Genomic DNA, 16615 nt, shown 5'->3' on the forward strand with positions numbered 1-16615 from the left:
AAGTGTTACCTTCGGAATATTGACAAATATACTATGGCAAAAAAGAAATCTTCTCAAATAAAACTCGTAATAACACAGTTGATCAGTGACGTTTTAGAGAAAAGCAATAATGAGGCCCTGAATTACAAACAAGTCTCAGCCAAATTGAACATAACAGATAACGAATCCCGGGAAACCATCCTGGAAATCCTTAAAGAACAAGCCCAGAAGGGTGTCTTTGCTGAGCCTGAGAAAGGCAAATTCAAATTAAAAGACCTGAAGACCTTTATCACAGGCAAGGTAGATATGACTGCAGACGGAGCGGCTTTTATCATTCCGGATGATGAATTTGAAAAGGATGTTTTTGTATCAGCCCGCAAACTGCACAATGCACTGCATGGCGATAAGGTAAAAGTGTACATCTACGCCAAAAAAAGCGGCAGGAAAAACGAAGGTGAAGTTGTAGAAATCATCCAGCGCCTGAAAACCGACTTTATAGGCGTGATCAAAATATCAGAACGCTTTGCTTTTGTGACCATCGACGATAAAAAGATGCTGTACAATATTTTTGTGCCCCTGACAGACCTGGCCGGTGCAAAAAACGGACAAAAGGTACAGGTGGCCATTACAGACTGGCCTGAAGGTGCAAAAAACCCGATTGGAAAGATCATCAATATTCTGGGCACGCAGGGCGAAAACGACACGGAAATGAACGCCATTCTGGCACAATACGGTTTCCCGCTATCCTTTCCGCCGGAGGTTGAAAAAGAAGCCAATGAAATCCCGGAGCAGATTACTGAGGATGACATGAAAGACCGCAGGGATTTCAGGCAGACAACAACTTTTACCATTGACCCGGCAGATGCGAAGGATTTTGATGATGCCATCTCTTTTAAAACGCTCGAAAACGGAAACTATGAAATCGGTGTACATATCGCTGATGTATCTCACTACGTTCAGCCCAAAAGCTGGCTGGACAAAGAGGCTTATTCCAGAGCTACATCCGTGTACCTGGTGGACAGGGTAATTCCCATGCTGCCCGAAAGACTGAGCAACGGGGTATGTTCATTGCGGCCCCATGAAGACAAGCTCTGCTTTGCGGCAGTATTTGAACTGGATAATGAAGCCAACATCAAAAATGAATGGTTCGGAAGAACGGCAATTCATTCCGACAGGCGCTTCAGCTATGAAGAAGCACAGGAAGTGATAGAAAATAAAACGGGCGATTACGCGGCTGAACTTGCGAAGCTCAACGAGCTTGCTTATATCCTGCGCGACAGGAAGTTTAAAAACGGCGCCATCAGCTTTGAAAGTACGGAAGTAAAATTCCAGCTCGATGAAAAAGGAAAACCAATCGGGGTTTATGTAAAAGAGCGGAAAGACGCACACAAACTGATTGAGGATTTCATGCTGCTTGCCAATAAAAAAGTAGCAGAGTTTATCGCAAAAAAAGGTAAGGGAAAACAGAAGTATACTTTTGTGTACCGCTCACATGATTCTCCAAATCTCGAAAACCTGGGCAACTTTGCACTGTTTGCCGCACGTTTTGGTTATAAGATCAATATGAAATCTGACAAGGATATTGCTAAATCGCTAAACTTCCTGATGGAAGACGTAGAGGGCAAAAAAGAACAGAACGTACTGACCCAGCTGGCGATCCGCTCGATGGCAAAAGCAGTTTATACTACTAAAAAGACAAGCCATTACGGACTTGCATTTGATCATTACACGCATTTCACCTCTCCTATCCGCCGTTATCCGGATGTGATGGTACACCGCCTGCTCGCAGCCTATCTGAATGGTGAACGATCGGCAAACGAAGACGAATATGAAACCGCAGCTTCCCATTCATCGGCCATGGAAAAACGTGCTGCCGATGCAGAACGCGCTTCCATCAAATACAAACAGGTAGAATACCTTGAAGAAAATGTAGGCAAGATGTTTATGGGCATCATTTCAGGCGTTACCGAATGGGGCATGTATGTAGAACTGATTGAGAATAAATGTGAGGGAATGATCAGATTAAAGGATATAGCAGACGACTTCTACGTACTGGACGAAAAAAATTACTGCATCGTGGGCCAGCGCAAGAAAAAGAAATATCAGCTGGGCGATGAAGTAAAAGTGAAAGTAAAAAAAGTAGATCTGTCGAAAAGACAGATCGATTTCTCACTGGTACAGGATTAACCGTCAGGTAACAGATCAGGGAGCAATTAATTTAGAAAAAGACCACAAAATAAATAATGCATTCCATAGTTGAATTACAAGATATCGTAGAACAAGCGATTAAAAACGTTCAGTATCCCAGCCAGCCCGCAAAATTGTACGAACCTATCAGTTATATCATGAGCCTGGGCGGTAAAAGAATCAGGCCTGTGCTGCTGCTGCTCTCCAGTGAATTATTTAATGATGATGTTGCTATTGCGGTTGAAGGCGCTCTTGCAATTGAGACCTTCCACAACTTTACACTGATCCACGACGATATTATGGACAATGCCCCTATACGCAGGGGAAAGGATACCGTACACGTGAAGTGGGGCGTTAACAATGCTATTCTCAGTGGCGATGCCATGATGGTAGAAGCCAACAGGCACATGACCAGGCTTGATACATCTGTACTAAAGGATGTTCTTACCTGTTTTAATGATACTGCAAGCGGGGTCTGTGAAGGCCAGCAGCTGGATATGGAGTTTGAACAGCGGACTGATGTCAGTATCGAAGAATATATCAATATGATCCGTCTTAAAACTGCGGTCCTGGTTGGCGGGTGTATGAAGATCGGCGCCATCATTGGCGGTGCAGGAACAGAAGACGCAAACCTGCTGTATGATTTTGGCGTAAACTTCGGGCTTGCATTTCAGCTGCAGGATGATATCCTGGATGTGTATGGCGACCCTGTAAAATTTGGCAAACAGGTTGGCGGAGACATCATTTCCAATAAGCAGACCTTTTTGCTGCTTAAGCTTAAGGAACTTGCAGCGGCAGAAGATCTGGCCGCTCTGAAAAGCCTTTCGGGGGCCACCGATTATGCACATAAGGTTAAAACGGTGACCAGGCTGTACAACAAATACAAGATCAGGGACCTTGCCACTGCCGAAATGGAACGAAGGGCCGATATCGCTTTTACATCACTGGACAAAGTAAATATTAGGGACAACAGAAAAGCAGAGCTGAACATGCTGGCGAGATCGCTGATCAACAGAGAGCATTAAGATCCTCCGGGAAAGCCATATCATCAGTTATCTACCAGATGCTTGATCTTATCATAAGTTAAAGGCTTTGTTAGGAAGTCTTTAACTGATTTAAAAGACTGCGCTCTGCTGCGTTCAGCCGGATCAATCGTAGATGAGATGATCACCACATCGATTTTTATATTGCGTTCCTCCAGCGCCCTTAAAAAGGCCCAGCCGTCCATCTCCGGCATATTCAGGTCAAGCAGGATCAGATCGGGATGATTCTCCTTCAGATAGTTGAGCGCAAGCAGCGGCCGGTCAAACTGCACTACCCTTTTATTCTTATTGTGCTTGGTAATGATCATGTGGTGCAGCTTGTTCGTTAGCGAATCATCGTCTACCAGCATAATATGCTTGGAATCAATTACTGTGGCTTCGCCGGCAAATTCTTTAGTGGCTTCACCTTTATTGATCAGCCTGTTGAGCATTTTGATGATATCATCCAGCTTCTCTGCCTGAAAATTGATATCCGTGAGCAATTCCCTGATTTTACTGGTATCAAGTGAATCCATTTCAGGATAATTGAGCATACTGGACAAGCTGAGGATATTTGTAATAGGCGCCCGCAGGTCGTGCGAGGCCAGGTGCGAATATTCATCCAGCAGTTTCATCTGATTGGTTTTCCTGTTGCTGTCAATAATTGTACAGGCTACAAACTCCTGATCAGGGCCGGTAAATACTGGCGTGAGGACTACCTGCATCAGTACATCTTCCTTATCCTGGACCTTTAACCGGTTTTCAATATTAAAAGATTTGCCTTCAAAACACTCCGCTACCAGATCAGAAAATGATTTCACATACTTCTGTGAAATGAATTCCACAAATGGTTCCCCAATCACAGGATTCTTGTCTAAAAAATACCCTAGTTTTTCAGTGGAGTGAATCCTGAAAGAAATGATTTGATTTTTTTTATTGAAAAGGAAGTATGAGTTATCGGCATAACAATCACAATGAGCACTAAGCTTCATAGCTGATTTCCATTAATATGACACAAATACAAGCATTCATTTTATTTTTCTTAAACATTTAATCATTTTTTAACATCCAAAACCCACCAACAAACGTAACTGTACCGGGCAGAGATCGCTATAATGGTTCGATAATTGCCTTTTTACACCCATAGAATAAAGAGACAAACCAACAAAAAAAATATTATTTATGCAAGAAATTCTGTCAAAGAAAATACTGGGGGAAAGAATTAAGTCGTTAAGACTGGAAAAGTCTTACGCTCAGGCTTATGTAGCCGATTTTTTAAACTTGTCCAGAAGTAACTATTCTCAAATTGAACTAGGCAACCAATATCCAACGTTTAACACGCTAAACGCAATATCAAGGCATTACAACAGAAGCTATGAGTGGCTGCTGCACGGAGAAGAAGAAAAACAGATTATCGAGATCAGGCAGTTGAACCTTTCTTTTGTTTCGATTGCAAAAGAGCTGGAGTCTAATCTTAAAAACTTTTCAAGCTCACTTAAACAGTTGAAAGAAGAACTGGAACATCTGAAAAAAGAGATCATGGTATCCTAAAAAAAGGACAACCTATAAAAAAGGGCCACAGCGAATAATCGTTGCGGCCCTTTTTGTATGTGGAGAAAATTATTCTGCCGGAGCAGCTTCAGTTTCTGTAGCAGTCTCAGCTGTTTCAGCTTTAGCAGCTTTTTTAGCTGGTGCTTTTTTTGCTGGCGCCTCAGCTGCAGGAGCTTCGATTTCAACTTCAGCTTGTGCTGATTGAGCAAGAGGTTTAATTTCTTCTGTAACAGGTGCAGTTACAGCAAGAGGCAGGATAGAAACATAAGATTTGTTATCCTGTTTCTTTCTGAAGATCACTGTACCGTCTACAAGAGCAAATAAAGTATGATCTTTACCAATACCAACTCCTTTATCAGGGTGGTGTTTAGTTCCGCGCTGACGTACTAAGATGTTTCCTGCAATAGCTTCCTGACCACCAAAAATTTTGATACCTAAGCGTTTACTATGAGACTCACGTCCGTTTCTCGAACTACCGGCTCCTTTTTTATGTGCCATTTTGTTTTATATTTTATGAATAAACAGCCTGAGCTGCCTATCTAATGTTTAACAACTAATTATAAACTGATACCAGAAATCTGGATTTTTGTGAAATACTGGCGGTGGCCATTTTTCTTTTTGTAACCTTTTCTACGTTTCTTTTTGAAAACGATTACTTTATCGCCTTTTAAATGAGACACGATTTTAGCTGAAACGACTGCGCCTGCAAGTGAAGGGGCACCAACAGAGATAGTACCTCCGTCTTCAACCAACAATACATTGTCAAATTCAATACTAGCGCCTTCATCTCCTTGCAAACGGTGTACAAAAAGGTGCTGGTCTTTTGCAACTTTGAATTGCTGTCCTGCTATATTTACTATTGCGTACATTGTTAAATAATTAGTATTTTAAATTGTTTATTTTTTATCGAGGTGCAAATATAGAATTTATATTTATAAAATCATAACGATTTCTATTTCTTGCTATATCTTTCTTCGGCATCATTGATAGTTTGCTCTACAAGTGTCTTCATCTGCCCCGCAACGGTAGCCAGTTTTGGGATATCACTGTAATCGGTAAGGTAAATTACCTTCTTTGTTTTACGCTTATAGTTAAATGTAAATACATACCGCAGCACTTTTGATTTGTTCAGATCTGTCTCCGCATTGGCAATCAGGTCGGGAAAATTCCAGTAGCCCAGTTCGTTCATTTTGTTGTGCAGATAGATGATATCGTTCTGTCTTAATTTCACGTTGGTTTTCACCAGTGAGTCTTTTTTATCCAGGTACTGATAATTACCGGTAGCAGAATCGTAAATGTTTGGCATGTCGTTGCCGGCTCCCCACTGAAACTGAAAAGACACAAACTCGTCTGATCTGAAAGGGGCATTCCTGATGATTGGCGTGTAGTAAATGATACAATAGCCGAGAAAAGGAACGACTATCGTTAGAAATAAGAATATTTGTTTTGCTCTGGTACTCATTATATATAGTTAGTAATATTTAATCCTGGGCTTCTGAAAGCTCTCCCTCCCACTTGCTCACTACTGCTGTGGCAATACTATTCCCGATCACGTTGGTAGCAGACCTTCCCATATCCAGCAGGGGATCAATACCGATCAGCAGTGCCAGTCCTGCCTCAGGAATGTTGAATGTGGCTATCGTACCAGCAATCACCACCAGTGAAGCCCTGGGAACGCCCGCAATCCCCTTGCTGGTCAGCATCAGGATGAGCATCATGGTAATCTGCTGCTCAAAGGACAAATGTATGCCATAAGACTGTGCGATGAACAATGACGCAAAGGTCATGTATAACATCGATCCATCCAAATTAAAAGAATAACCCAGCGGCAGTACAAAACTGACAATTTTATCTTTACAGCCGAACCTTTCCAGCTGGAGCAGTGTTCTTGGATAGGCGGCCTCGCTGCTGGCGGTACTAAAGGCTACCAGTACAGGCTCTTTCATCCTGTTCATCAGGTTAAACACCCGTCCCTTGAGGATCAGGTAGCCGATCATGATCAGTAAGATCCACAGCAGGAACATGCTGGAATAAAACTCTCCGATAAACAGGGCGTAGGTAGACAAGACGCTCAGGCCCTGTTTGGCCACAATAGCGGCCATAGCACCAAATACCGCAAAGGGGGCAAAGTTCATTACGTAACCCGTAATTTTGAGGATCACATGGGCTACGGAATCAAAAAATTCTATGATGATCTTTCCTTTTTCTCCTATGGCAGCCGTGGCCACACCAAAGAACAGGGAGAAAACAACAATCTGCAGGATTTCATTGGTGGCCATCGCCTCCGTCATACTTTTAGGCACAACATGAGAGATAAAGTCTTTTACTGATACTGCAGCTTTCTGGATCCCGGTATCCAGATGGCTGCTTGGCAGCGGCAGGTGCATGGCTTCGCCCGGTTTAAAAATATTGACCATGATCAGCCCCAGCACCAGCGACAGCAAAGAGGCGCTGACAAACCACAACATGGTTTTTCCGCCGATCCGGCCAACGGCCTTGATATCGCCCACCTTGGCTACCCCTACAACAAGGGTAGTGAAAACCAGAGGCGCCACAATCATTTTAATCAGCCGCAGGAAAATATCGCTCAGTAAAGTAAGCGGCTCCAGTTTTTTTTCACGGATGGTTTCATTGTCCTTCCGCATTTTAAGGGCTTCTTTCTTTTGCGCATTGAGCTGAATATAATTTACAGCAGAAGTATCTTTTATTCCTCCAAGTTTGATGTCAATACTTTTGACCTGGTTATCTGCACTTAGGATATTGTTGTTATAAGTATCAAATGATTTTACATTTAAAACGTATCCGAGAATGACGCCCAGTATCAAGGCTAAAAAAATAAAAAATGTTAACTTGTTGTTTTTTGACATTAGTTGTAATTGTGGAAGTTTGAGGGCGTAAAACTACGATAATAAACTTATTTCGTAAAGATTGTGGAAAAGGTAAGAAAAAACTAAATACACTTGTAACATTTCAGTCCTAAACACGTCGAACACTCATAAATTAACACAGATTGGATCAGAAAGACCTCTTATTTAAGCAAATCTTTGACAGTAATTCCAAAAAGATATTCCATTTGTGCTATGGATATACCGGAGATGCCGATGCTGCCAATGATCTCCTGCAGGAAACCTTCCTGAAAGTCTGGCAGAACATGGACAAGTTCAGGCAGAAATCGCTCATATCCACCTGGATCTACCGCATCGCAGTAAACACCTGCCTCACCTATCTACGCTCAGAAAAACGGCAGGCTAAGGATGAACTTACCGAAACGGTCATTGAAAACAAAACGGAAGAATATTCCGAAAAAAATGAGCAGATCGCTCTTTTATATACGTCTATATCAAAACTGGAGGAGAACGACCGTTTGATTATAACCATGGTGCTGGATGAACTTCCCTACAACGAAATCGCAGAGATTTCAGGGATTTCCGAAGGGAATCTCAGGGTAAAAATTCACCGGATTAAACAAAAACTCACCGAATTATACAATCAACATGCAAGACTTTGAAAATATACAGTCCCTTTGGCAATCGCATTCTGTAGAGGTAAAAATCTCTTCGGGAGAGATGCTGGATCAGGCAAAAAAAGAGGTAAATGCGATACGCATCAAATCTCTTTTAAACATCGGGGGCATGGTGCTCTCTTTTATCGCATTCAGCGCCGCCCTGCTTTACTTTAACTTCGACTCCTGGACAACCAACCTGGGGATAGAGATCCTTGTACTGGCGGTGGCAATTTACACCATTCTGCTGTACCGCGAGCACCGCCTGATCTCCCGAAACGATTTCACCGAGCATCCCGGGGCATTCTTAGGCAAACTGCATGAATACCAGCTGAGCCGCTTTAATCTTTACAACAGGTTATACTGGTTTTACGTGGCCGCAATTTCCCTGGGATTTGTCCTTTTCTTTTTTGAAACGCTGCACAACCTGGATACCTGGATACAGGTTTCCATCATACTCTTTACCGTATTGTGGATGGTGTTCTGCGCCACCATCCTGCGCAAAGCCTTTATGAAAAAGGAAAAAGAACGTATTGATCTGCTGATCGAGAAATTTGAAAGAATCAGTGCACAATTTGGTGAAAATGGCCCTATTTAGTGATCTCGTCTATAGAAAAAGTGTTCCCTCTTAAACGGTAAAGGAGCATTTTTTCTGAACCGTTTTTCGCAGCGGTATCGGTAGAATTTACAATCGGGTACGACCTGAAAAGTTCTCCGTTTTTGATCATAAACTTATCGTTGCCGCCATAGGTCTTTTTGGCCCTGCTGCTTAAAGGAGGGAAACTGATCTTATTGAAACTGCCACCACTGTATTCGTATACATTAAGGTCTTTCACTGTTTTTTTGCTTTGCAGTTCGATATAAAGTTCAGGATTGCCATCATTATCGAGGTCCATATTCCAGGCATCAGTAATGATGCCCTCGCGCTCAACGGAGAGCGACTTGTAGTTGCTCTTTGTAGAATCAGACATTAGCAGCAGGTATCCGCCAATGCTGTCTACCCCTTTTCCCCAGCTTACCACTTCAAAGTTAAGTCCCGGTTTTATCGCTATATCCTTATAAAATGCAAAATGATCAGCATTCTTTTTTACTGCCGATCTGTCCTCTCCCGCATTCACGGCCGGTACAGCTTCTTTGGTATTGCAGGCAAACAAAAACAGCAGCCCCACTAAAAGTGCAGACTGCTGTGAAATATATTTTAATGGCTTCATCCTCTTTTTGTCAGCAATTTATGCTAAAAAAGAAATCTTACCAAATTATTATAGTTAAAATAACCCTGCGAATGGCCTTTTATAAGATTAGCCACCCCAAAAGTTTTGTTATTTGGCTTCGTTGTTCAGCACAGTTGTGCTCACTACACTACGTTTGCCGGTTGAGGTAATTACAATAGTTTTTAACTCCAGTTTTTTACCCTTAGGTACCGAAACTTTCAAAGGAGATTTAACTGAATTGGAAACTTCAGACGGGCGTGTGCCATCCAGTGTGTAATAAACTTTTGAGCCCAAAACCGGAGCTTTCAGGTCTGCCGTAATCTCGTCGCCGTCAATTTGTTTATCAGACTGCCCGATCGGTGTAGGTACCCAATAGTTAATCCCTGCCTTATCCAGGCGTGCCAGGTGCAAAGGAAGACGCTCTTCAGAGAAGTTTTTGAAATCTTTTCTCGCTACCGGGCTCCATGCGATCTCACTTAAAGCCATCATCCTCGGGAAAATCTGGTATTCAAGTTTTCCTTCGTTTTCAACATATTCTGTCCAGATGTTTGCCTGTACGCCTTCAATGAATTTCTTCTGATCATCTGACAGTTCAGCAGGAACAGGATCGTAAGAATAAGCTTTTGAATAAGGAGAATTTCCACCAATATTAACAGGTTCATCAGGTGAAGACGATTGCGCATGGTCTACATATAAGCCATTGCTTCCTGGTGTCATGATCACATTGTGGTTCAGTTTTGCTGCAGCAATACCGCCTTCAACACCTCTCCAGGACATTACAGTAGCGTTAGGCGCCAATCCACCTTCCAGGATCTCGTCCCATCCAATGATGTTACGGCCTTTGGAGTTCAGATACTTTTCTATACGGCTGATAAAATAGCTTTGCAGCTCGTGCTCATCTTTTAATCCTTTTTCTTTGATCAGCTGCTGGCAGAACGGAGACTGTTTCCAGTACTCTTTAGGGCTCTCATCGCCACCGATGTGGATGTATTTGGATGGAAATAACACCATCACTTCATCCAGCACATCTTCAAGGAATCCAAAAGTATATTCAGTTGGTGCAAAAACATCATCAAAAACGCCCCATGTTTGCTGAGGCTGTTTGCCTTTCCTGGATCCCGACCATGGTGCTTTAGGGTCAATATACGTATCTCTGTCAGGGAAACAGCTCAACTGCGGATAAGCAGCAATAGCGGCTGAAGCATGCCCCGGCATTTCAATTTCCGGAATAACGTTAATGAATTTACGTGCAGCATACGCTACCACTTCTTTCACTTCTTCCTGTGTATAATATCCCTTAACAGGAGTATTATCGGTAGTAACTCCCGGGTGATGCCCTATAACGCTACCTGCCCTCACAGAACCAACACTGGTCAGTTTCGGATATTTTTTAATCTCGATCCTCCAGCCCTGATCTTCTGTTAAGTGCCAGTGGAAATTATTCAGTTTGTAGGCAGACATCAGGTCCAGATATTTCTTTACAAAAGCCACAGAGAAGAAATGTCTTCCTACATCCAGGTGCATACCACGGTATTTAAACCTTGGATAATCCTGGATTGTACTTGCAGGAACATCGATTTCCTGTCCTTTTTTCTCAGGCATCATCTGGATGAGCGACTGCACACCATAGAATAAGCCTGCACCTTTACCGGTAACTTTGATCGTTTTTGCGTTCACATCAATCAGGTAACCTTCTGCAGGCAGCTGATCAGCGCCATCAGAGCTCAGCAGGATTGCGCGTTCGCCGCTGGCTGCGCTTTTTGTGGTCCTTAGTGCAAATCCACCATTGCCAGCGATAAATGCGTTCAGCATGTCTGCAGTAGCCGCATTAGCTGTCTCATTGGAAACCAGTACTACCGTTTTGTCAAGTTTAAAGAAACCCGACTGCCGTACAACGGATACGGGTGCAGGGATAATCCCCAAATTTGCATCAGTCTGAGCGCTTACGCTCAGTGTTACAAATGCCAGGACTAATCCTGAGATAACCTTCTTCATAGTTTATAGTTTTTGTTTATATTGATTTTCTTCTCCAATTTGATATCCTGAGAACCGGCACCTACCCTAAGGGTAAAACTTCCGGCTTCCACAACTTTCTGAAACTGCTGGTTCAGCAAACTCAGATCATTCTGGTGCAAAACAAAAGATACCGTTTTTGTCTCGCCTGCTTTAATGTGTATACGGCTAAAGGCTTTCAGCTGCTCTACCGGGGTTACTACCGATGAAACATCATCGCGCACATATAATTGTACCACTTCATCACCGTCCCTTGCACTGCTGTTCGTCACATTCACACTCACATGAAGTGTCAGATCAGCAGCCTCGCTTACCTCTGTTTTCAGGTCGTTGTATTTAAAGCTACTAAAACTTAAACCATATCCAAAACTATAGAGCGGAGCCGCCGGCCCTTCAACGTAATCGTGTTTGGATGAATTCTGGTAGTTATAGTAAACTGGTAACTGGCCCACAGATCTTGGAATTGAAATAGGCAGCCTTCCCGCCGGATTGTAGTCGCCAAATAACACATCAGCAATGGCATTTCCGCCTTCCTGTCCAGGGTACCATGCAGATACGATCGCAGGTACATGCTGGGCGGGCCAGTTCAGGTTTAATGGCCTGCCACCAATAAACACGAGCACTACAGGTTTACCCGTTTTTACGATCGCCTGTAACAGCTCCAGCTGCTTCCCCATCAGATCCAGTGACTGGCGGTCGAACCCTTCACCACTTTCCATATCGCTCACGCCGGTAGTGGCCTGGCTTACGGTAGCAGCTCCGGTGCTGATGTATTCCGTTTTAAAATCGCGGGCACTTGAACCTCCCAGTACAACTACCGCTACGTCCGACTGCTCTGCAGCGGCAACGGCTTCAGCGATATGCACATCGGCAGTATCCCTGATCGCGCAGCCTTTTACGTAATTCACTTTTGCTGATGGCAGCTTTGCCCTGATCCCTTCCAGAACGGTAACGATTGCCTTAGGGTCCTGCGGAGCAGTATAATCTCCCAGCTGGTTATAGATATTATCAGCATTTGGGCCAATCACTGCTATCGACCCAAGATTTTTCTTTAATGGAAGAGCAGATGATTCATTTTTTAACAAGATCACTGATTCCTGTGCTACCTTATGTGCCAGTGCAACGGTAGCAGTACTGCGCGCGTTCTTCTGCGCGGCCTTAGGGTCTACATATGGGTTTTCAAATAAGCCCATTTCAAATTTCTGCGTCAGCAGGCGGCCAACGGCTTCGTCAATTCTCTGCTGCGAAACACGGCCCGCCTTCACTGCTTCAAGCAGGGGACCTGAAAAAATCTGCCCGCCAAGGTCGTTGTCCAGTCCGGCATTCATTGCAAGCACCGCTGCATCCGTATTATCTGCAGCCACGTGCTGCGTCATTACCAGTCCATCTATACTTCCAAGATCTGAAACCGAGAAGCCTTTGAATCCCCATTGTTTGTGCAATAAGGTATCCAGCAAATACGGGCTGGCACTGCAGGGAATACCGTCTACAGAGTTGTAGGCGGCCATGATCGACAAAGCGCCGGCTTTTACTGTAGCCTCAAAAGGCGGCAGGTAACTGCTGAGCAGTTCTCTTCTGCCGGGATTAATCAGTCCGGCATTATGACCACCCTCCGGTGCTCCATAAGCTGTAAAGTGCTTCAGGGTAGAGATTACATTTACACCACTGTTCAGCATATTGTTTAGGCCCTGAAATCCTTTTACCATGGCTACGCCCATCGTACTGTTGAGGTACTGGTCTTCGCCATACGTTTCTTCTACCCTTGACCATCGTGGTTCACGTGCAAGATCAAGCACGGGGCCGTAGCCAATATGCGCCCCCTGCAGCCTTGCTTCTTTGGCAATAGCAGCCGCCATCGACTGGATCAGCATGGGGTCCCAGGTACTGCTCTGACCAATGGAAGTAGGGAAAACAGTAGTACCGATAGCCATATGGCCATGCGGACATTCTTCGGCAATAAAAACAGGTATCTGCAACCTGGTATGTTCTATAATATATTTCTGCAGGGCATTGGTTGCCAGCGCGGATTTATAAGGGTCCAGGCCTGTTTCCAAAGTTTTCTGTGTCCAGGGATCAGCCCGCAGCGTGGCCCATAACATCCCCGTCTGGTTTGCTGCTGCGGCTTTTTTGAATTTATCTGAAGCCACAACACCAGCACCTTTCTTTTCATACATTTCCCATCCCAGGAGAGTAGACAATTGCCCAACCTTCTCTTCGATGGTCATCCTTCCGAGCAGGTCCTTTACCCTGTCGGCCACCGGGGCTTTGGGATTTTTATAAAGCGGGCTTTCTTTTTTTTGTGCAGAAACCAATGCAGGACTGCACACAAAAAAGAGAACTGGCAGGAGCCAGTTCTTTAATTTATTTTGATTCGTAAACATTTGGTAACGGGTTAATATCATTTAACTCAATAGGTGCGGACGTGTTTGGAACACCTCCCAGAGGAACTCACCAAAAATGGTGTTTGTCCATGCAAACCAGGCCCGGGTGAAAGTTTCGGGATGGTCTTTTTTGTAAGATTCGTGCATAAATCCCGTACCTGCGTGGCTTTTTTTCAACCATGCAATACATTGTTTAATCTCTGCATCATCACTGCTGGTTAATCCTCTGGCAATGATACTCAGTGGCCAGATCATATCCTGCTGTTCTACGTGAGGACCACCGATACCTTCGCTTTCCACACCTTTATAGAAATAAGGGTTGTGTTCAGAAAGCGCAAATTTACGGGTATTCTGATAAACAGGATCGGTAGCTTTTACAGCGTTCAGGTAAGGCAGGGCCAGCAGGCTCGGCACATTCGCGTCGTCCATCAGGTTTACATTGCCAAAGCCATCTACTTCAAAGGCATACATTTTACCATAAACAGGATGTTCAACGATTGCGTATTTCTGAATAGCCGTTTCCACTTCCAGTGCCAGGGCAGTTAATTCTGACGCCAGAGCAGCATCCTTATGTACTGCGGTAACCAGTTCGGCAATCTGCCTTAAACTCACTACGGCAAAAAGGTTGGAAGGAACCAGGAAAGGAAAAACTGTAGCATCATCACTTGGCCTGAACATCGAGCAGATCAGTCCTACGGGCTTCACCGGGAACCCGTAACCTGCCATAGGTAAACTATCAGTAGGTTTTGCGGTTTCACGCTGAAAAGTATACGGTCCAAGCCCTGTTTTACGCTGCTGCTCTTTAAAAGTAGCAAGGATCCGCTGAATAGCTTTTTTCCACTCAGCATCGTAAGGAGCAGTATCAGCGGTTAGCTTCCAGTAATTATAGGCCAAACGCATGGTATAACAAAGGGAATCAATTTCCCATTTGCGTTCATGAATACCCGGCTGCATCTTTGTATGGTCACTTTCCCATTCACTTTTCTGTTCGCCGGTATGATAAAAGGCATTGGCGTAAGGATCTTTCAGTACATAGGTAGTCTGACGGTTAATTACGCCCGCAATCAGGTCCTGCAGTTTTTTGTCTTCCTTCATAAAAGAGAGGTAAGGCCAAACCTGTGCAGAACTGTCCCTCAGCCACATGGCATCAATATCGCCCGTGATCACATAGGTGTCTGGCTTTCCATTGCTGGCAGTGTAGGTGACTGTAGTATCAAGCGTATTTGGAAGGCAATTATTAAACAACCAGCCCAATTCTTTGTCAGTCACTTTTTTCTGGAACTTCAGAATTGCTTTTTCTACAGCAGGGCTGCTGAATTTTCTTTTATTCAAGGGTACCCTTACGTTGGGATAGGCCAGTTCAAAAGCACTCAGTTCCTTACTTAAAAGGAGCCCTGCGGTAAGCAGGCCGGTGTTGGTAATAAAGTCTTTTCTATTCATTTCTATTTGGTTTTTGTCGTTTTATATCACGGGCTGGTTTTTTAGGGCAGGGATGTTTTTCCCCACCTTCCATCCAGAAGTAGCATAATAAAAAATGAAGAGGTAACATGGCACCATGATCCAGTATGCCTGCTGTGCATTAAACACATCAGCCAGTCCGCCATAACACAATGGGATCACAGCTCCTCCGGCGATTCCCATGATCAACAGTGAGGATGCCATTTTGGTGAACCTGCCCACGCCGTTTAAGGCCAGCGGCCATATCGCAGGATATACCATCGAATTGGCAAAACCCAGCAGGGCGATAAATAAAACAGATACATATCCGCTCGAAAATATCGCTACAAGGGTTAATACTACGCCCAAAGCTGCAAACCATTTCATTGCATTTTCCTGGCTCAGGTATTTAGGGATACAAACAATCCCTACAAGATATCCGAGGATCATTCCCAGCAGTGTAAATGAAGTAAAGAACTTCGCGGTAGCCAGAGGAATGCCCTGATAGGCACCGTAGCTGATTACTGTATCACCAGCCATCACCTCTACTCCTACATAAAGGAACATCGTAAGGACGCCCATCAGCAGGTGAGGGAATTGAAATGCACTGGTTTTACCTGCTGTAGCAATAGATACTGCTTCATCTTCTTTGTCCGCATCAATTTCCGGAAGGGTAGAAAAATAGATTAATACCGCCAGGATCACCAGTACAACGATGATCACTGCATAAGGCAGGATCACACGCGATGCCAGCAGGTTGAGCTCAGCAACTTTTGCGGCAGGGTCCATTGTAGCCAGACGTGCATGAAAACCATCTGCATCTTTTAATGCGATAGCACCCAGGATAATCGGTGCAATTGCTCCTGCTACCTTGTTACAGATTCCCATTACGCTGATTCTTTTCGCGGCACTGTCTGCCGGCCCCAGAATGGTGATATAAGGGTTGGAGGCAGTTTGCAGTAATGCAAGGCCTGTTCCCTGTACAAAAAGCCCCAGAAGGAACAGTGCATAAGTACGGGTAAGGGCCGCAGGGATAAATATCAATGCGCCTACGCCCATCACTACCAGCCCCAAAGCCATTCCATTTTTAAAACCCGTTTTGTTCAGTACACCTGCTGATGGGATTGCCATCACCAGGTAACTGATATAAAAAGCAAAAGCCACCAGGTAAGACTCAAAGTTATTGAGTTCACATGCTAACCTTAAATATGGGATCAGTACTGAATTTAACCAGGTTACAAATCCGAATACAAAGAACAAGGCACCAATGATAAATATGGGCTGTATTCCTTTTTTTGCTGTTGTAGTCATTTAAGTTGTGATAAGAGGTTA

At 44.0% G+C, this 16615-nt stretch carries 15 protein-coding genes; 5 read left to right on the forward strand and 10 right to left on the reverse strand.

Annotation, left to right across the window (positions count from 1 at the left end; genetic code table 11):
* Positions 1-33 precede the first annotated feature (33 nt).
* Complete coding sequence (rnr, locus tag FN831_RS01595) at positions 34-2166, forward strand: ribonuclease R (protein WP_142526436.1); 2133 nt, start codon at positions 34-36, stop codon at positions 2164-2166.
* Between the two features lie 56 nt (positions 2167-2222).
* Positions 2223-3191, forward strand: a complete 969-nt coding sequence (locus FN831_RS01600) for a polyprenyl synthetase family protein (RefSeq protein WP_142526437.1) — start codon at positions 2223-2225, stop codon at positions 3189-3191.
* A gap of 23 nt (positions 3192-3214) precedes the next feature.
* Here the strand turns inward: FN831_RS01600 and FN831_RS01605 are convergent, their stop codons facing one another.
* The gene (locus tag FN831_RS01605; RefSeq protein WP_142526438.1) at positions 3215-4180 is read right to left on the reverse strand and encodes an ATP-binding response regulator; all 966 of its coding nucleotides are present in this window, start codon (positions 4178-4180) and stop codon (positions 3215-3217) included.
* 190 nt (positions 4181-4370) lie between these two features.
* Between FN831_RS01605 and FN831_RS01610 the strand changes: the two genes are divergently transcribed.
* Positions 4371-4739, forward strand: a complete 369-nt coding sequence (locus FN831_RS01610) for a helix-turn-helix domain-containing protein (protein WP_142526439.1) — start codon at positions 4371-4373, stop codon at positions 4737-4739.
* A gap of 69 nt (positions 4740-4808) precedes the next feature.
* Here the strand turns inward: FN831_RS01610 and rpmA are convergent, their stop codons facing one another.
* The 4 genes from rpmA to FN831_RS01630 all read right to left on the reverse strand — a co-directional run bounded on the left by rpmA (position 4809) and on the right by FN831_RS01630 (position 7606).
* Positions 4809-5237 (reverse strand): 50S ribosomal protein L27, encoded by a 429-nt coding sequence (gene rpmA, locus FN831_RS01615; protein ID WP_142526440.1) that lies wholly within the window; start codon positions 5235-5237, stop codon positions 4809-4811.
* A 59-nt stretch (positions 5238-5296) separates the two neighbouring features.
* Entirely contained in the window at positions 5297-5608 is a 312-nt protein-coding gene (rplU, locus tag FN831_RS01620) for a 50S ribosomal protein L21 (protein ID WP_142526441.1), read from the reverse strand.
* A gap of 83 nt (positions 5609-5691) precedes the next feature.
* Positions 5692-6201, reverse strand: coding sequence for a hypothetical protein (locus tag FN831_RS01625; RefSeq protein WP_142526442.1), 510 nt, complete (start codon positions 6199-6201; stop codon positions 5692-5694).
* A gap of 19 nt (positions 6202-6220) precedes the next feature.
* Positions 6221-7606, reverse strand: coding sequence for a dicarboxylate/amino acid:cation symporter (locus tag FN831_RS01630; protein WP_142526443.1), 1386 nt, complete (start codon positions 7604-7606; stop codon positions 6221-6223).
* A gap of 143 nt (positions 7607-7749) precedes the next feature.
* Here FN831_RS01630 and FN831_RS01635 point away from each other — a divergent pair, with 143 nt between their 5' ends.
* On the forward strand, positions 7750-8247 hold the full coding sequence (locus FN831_RS01635) for an RNA polymerase sigma factor (protein WP_142526444.1): 498 nt from the start codon (positions 7750-7752) through the stop codon (positions 8245-8247).
* Positions 8234-8839 (forward strand): hypothetical protein, encoded by a 606-nt coding sequence (locus FN831_RS01640; RefSeq protein ID WP_142526445.1) that lies wholly within the window; start codon positions 8234-8236, stop codon positions 8837-8839. The genes FN831_RS01635 and FN831_RS01640 overlap by 14 nt, the downstream gene beginning before the upstream one ends.
* On the opposite strand, the gene FN831_RS01645 is transcribed toward FN831_RS01640, so the two are convergent.
* The 5 genes from FN831_RS01645 to FN831_RS01665 all read right to left on the reverse strand — a co-directional run bounded on the left by FN831_RS01645 (position 8832) and on the right by FN831_RS01665 (position 16594).
* The gene (locus FN831_RS01645) at positions 8832-9452 is read right to left on the reverse strand and encodes a hypothetical protein (RefSeq protein ID WP_185960348.1); all 621 of its coding nucleotides are present in this window, start codon (positions 9450-9452) and stop codon (positions 8832-8834) included. The genes FN831_RS01640 and FN831_RS01645 overlap by 8 nt on opposite strands.
* 108 nt (positions 9453-9560) lie before the next feature.
* Positions 9561-11447, reverse strand: a complete 1887-nt coding sequence (locus tag FN831_RS01650) for a family 20 glycosylhydrolase (RefSeq protein ID WP_142526446.1) — start codon at positions 11445-11447, stop codon at positions 9561-9563.
* On the reverse strand, positions 11444-13846 hold the full coding sequence (locus FN831_RS01655) for a glycoside hydrolase family 3 C-terminal domain-containing protein (protein WP_142526447.1): 2403 nt from the start codon (positions 13844-13846) through the stop codon (positions 11444-11446). The genes FN831_RS01650 and FN831_RS01655 overlap by 4 nt, the downstream gene beginning before the upstream one ends.
* 21 nt (positions 13847-13867) lie before the next feature.
* On the reverse strand, positions 13868-15286 hold the full coding sequence (locus FN831_RS01660; protein WP_142526448.1) for a glycoside hydrolase family 125 protein: 1419 nt from the start codon (positions 15284-15286) through the stop codon (positions 13868-13870).
* Between the two features lie 21 nt (positions 15287-15307).
* A complete protein-coding gene (locus FN831_RS01665) occupies positions 15308-16594 on the reverse strand; it encodes a sugar MFS transporter (RefSeq protein ID WP_142526449.1) in 1287 nt (428 codons plus the stop codon).
* Between the last annotated feature and the right edge of the window lie 21 nt (positions 16595-16615).

This window comes from Pedobacter westerhofensis (genome assembly GCF_900182595.1).
GTDB lineage: Bacteria > Bacteroidota > Bacteroidia > Sphingobacteriales > Sphingobacteriaceae > Pedobacter > Pedobacter westerhofensis.

Excerpts from the sequence above, each read along its gene's own strand:
- rnr (WP_142526436.1), top strand. The coding sequence starts at position 34 with ATGGCAAAAAAGAAATCTTCTCAAATAAAACTCGTAATAACACAGTTG.
- FN831_RS01600 (WP_142526437.1), top strand. The coding sequence starts at position 2,223 with ATGCATTCCATAGTTGAATTACAAGATATCGTAGAACAAGCGATTAAA.
- FN831_RS01605 (WP_142526438.1), bottom strand. The coding sequence starts at position 4,180 with ATGAAGCTTAGTGCTCATTGTGATTGTTATGCCGATAACTCATACTTC.
- FN831_RS01610 (WP_142526439.1), top strand. The coding sequence starts at position 4,371 with ATGCAAGAAATTCTGTCAAAGAAAATACTGGGGGAAAGAATTAAGTCG.
- rpmA (WP_142526440.1), bottom strand. The coding sequence starts at position 5,237 with ATGGCACATAAAAAAGGAGCCGGTAGTTCGAGAAACGGACGTGAGTCT.
- rplU (WP_142526441.1), bottom strand. The coding sequence starts at position 5,608 with ATGTACGCAATAGTAAATATAGCAGGACAGCAATTCAAAGTTGCAAAA.
- FN831_RS01625 (WP_142526442.1), bottom strand. The coding sequence starts at position 6,201 with ATGAGTACCAGAGCAAAACAAATATTCTTATTTCTAACGATAGTCGTT.
- FN831_RS01630 (WP_142526443.1), bottom strand. The coding sequence starts at position 7,606 with ATGTCAAAAAACAACAAGTTAACATTTTTTATTTTTTTAGCCTTGATA.
- FN831_RS01640 (WP_142526445.1), top strand. The coding sequence starts at position 8,234 with ATGCAAGACTTTGAAAATATACAGTCCCTTTGGCAATCGCATTCTGTA.
- FN831_RS01645 (WP_185960348.1), bottom strand. The coding sequence starts at position 9,452 with ATGAAGCCATTAAAATATATTTCACAGCAGTCTGCACTTTTAGTGGGG.
- FN831_RS01650 (WP_142526446.1), bottom strand. The coding sequence starts at position 11,447 with ATGAAGAAGGTTATCTCAGGATTAGTCCTGGCATTTGTAACACTGAGC.
- FN831_RS01655 (WP_142526447.1), bottom strand. The coding sequence starts at position 13,846 with ATGTTTACGAATCAAAATAAATTAAAGAACTGGCTCCTGCCAGTTCTC.
- FN831_RS01660 (WP_142526448.1), bottom strand. The coding sequence starts at position 15,286 with ATGAATAGAAAAGACTTTATTACCAACACCGGCCTGCTTACCGCAGGG.
- FN831_RS01665 (WP_142526449.1), bottom strand. The coding sequence starts at position 16,594 with ATGACTACAACAGCAAAAAAAGGAATACAGCCCATATTTATCATTGGT.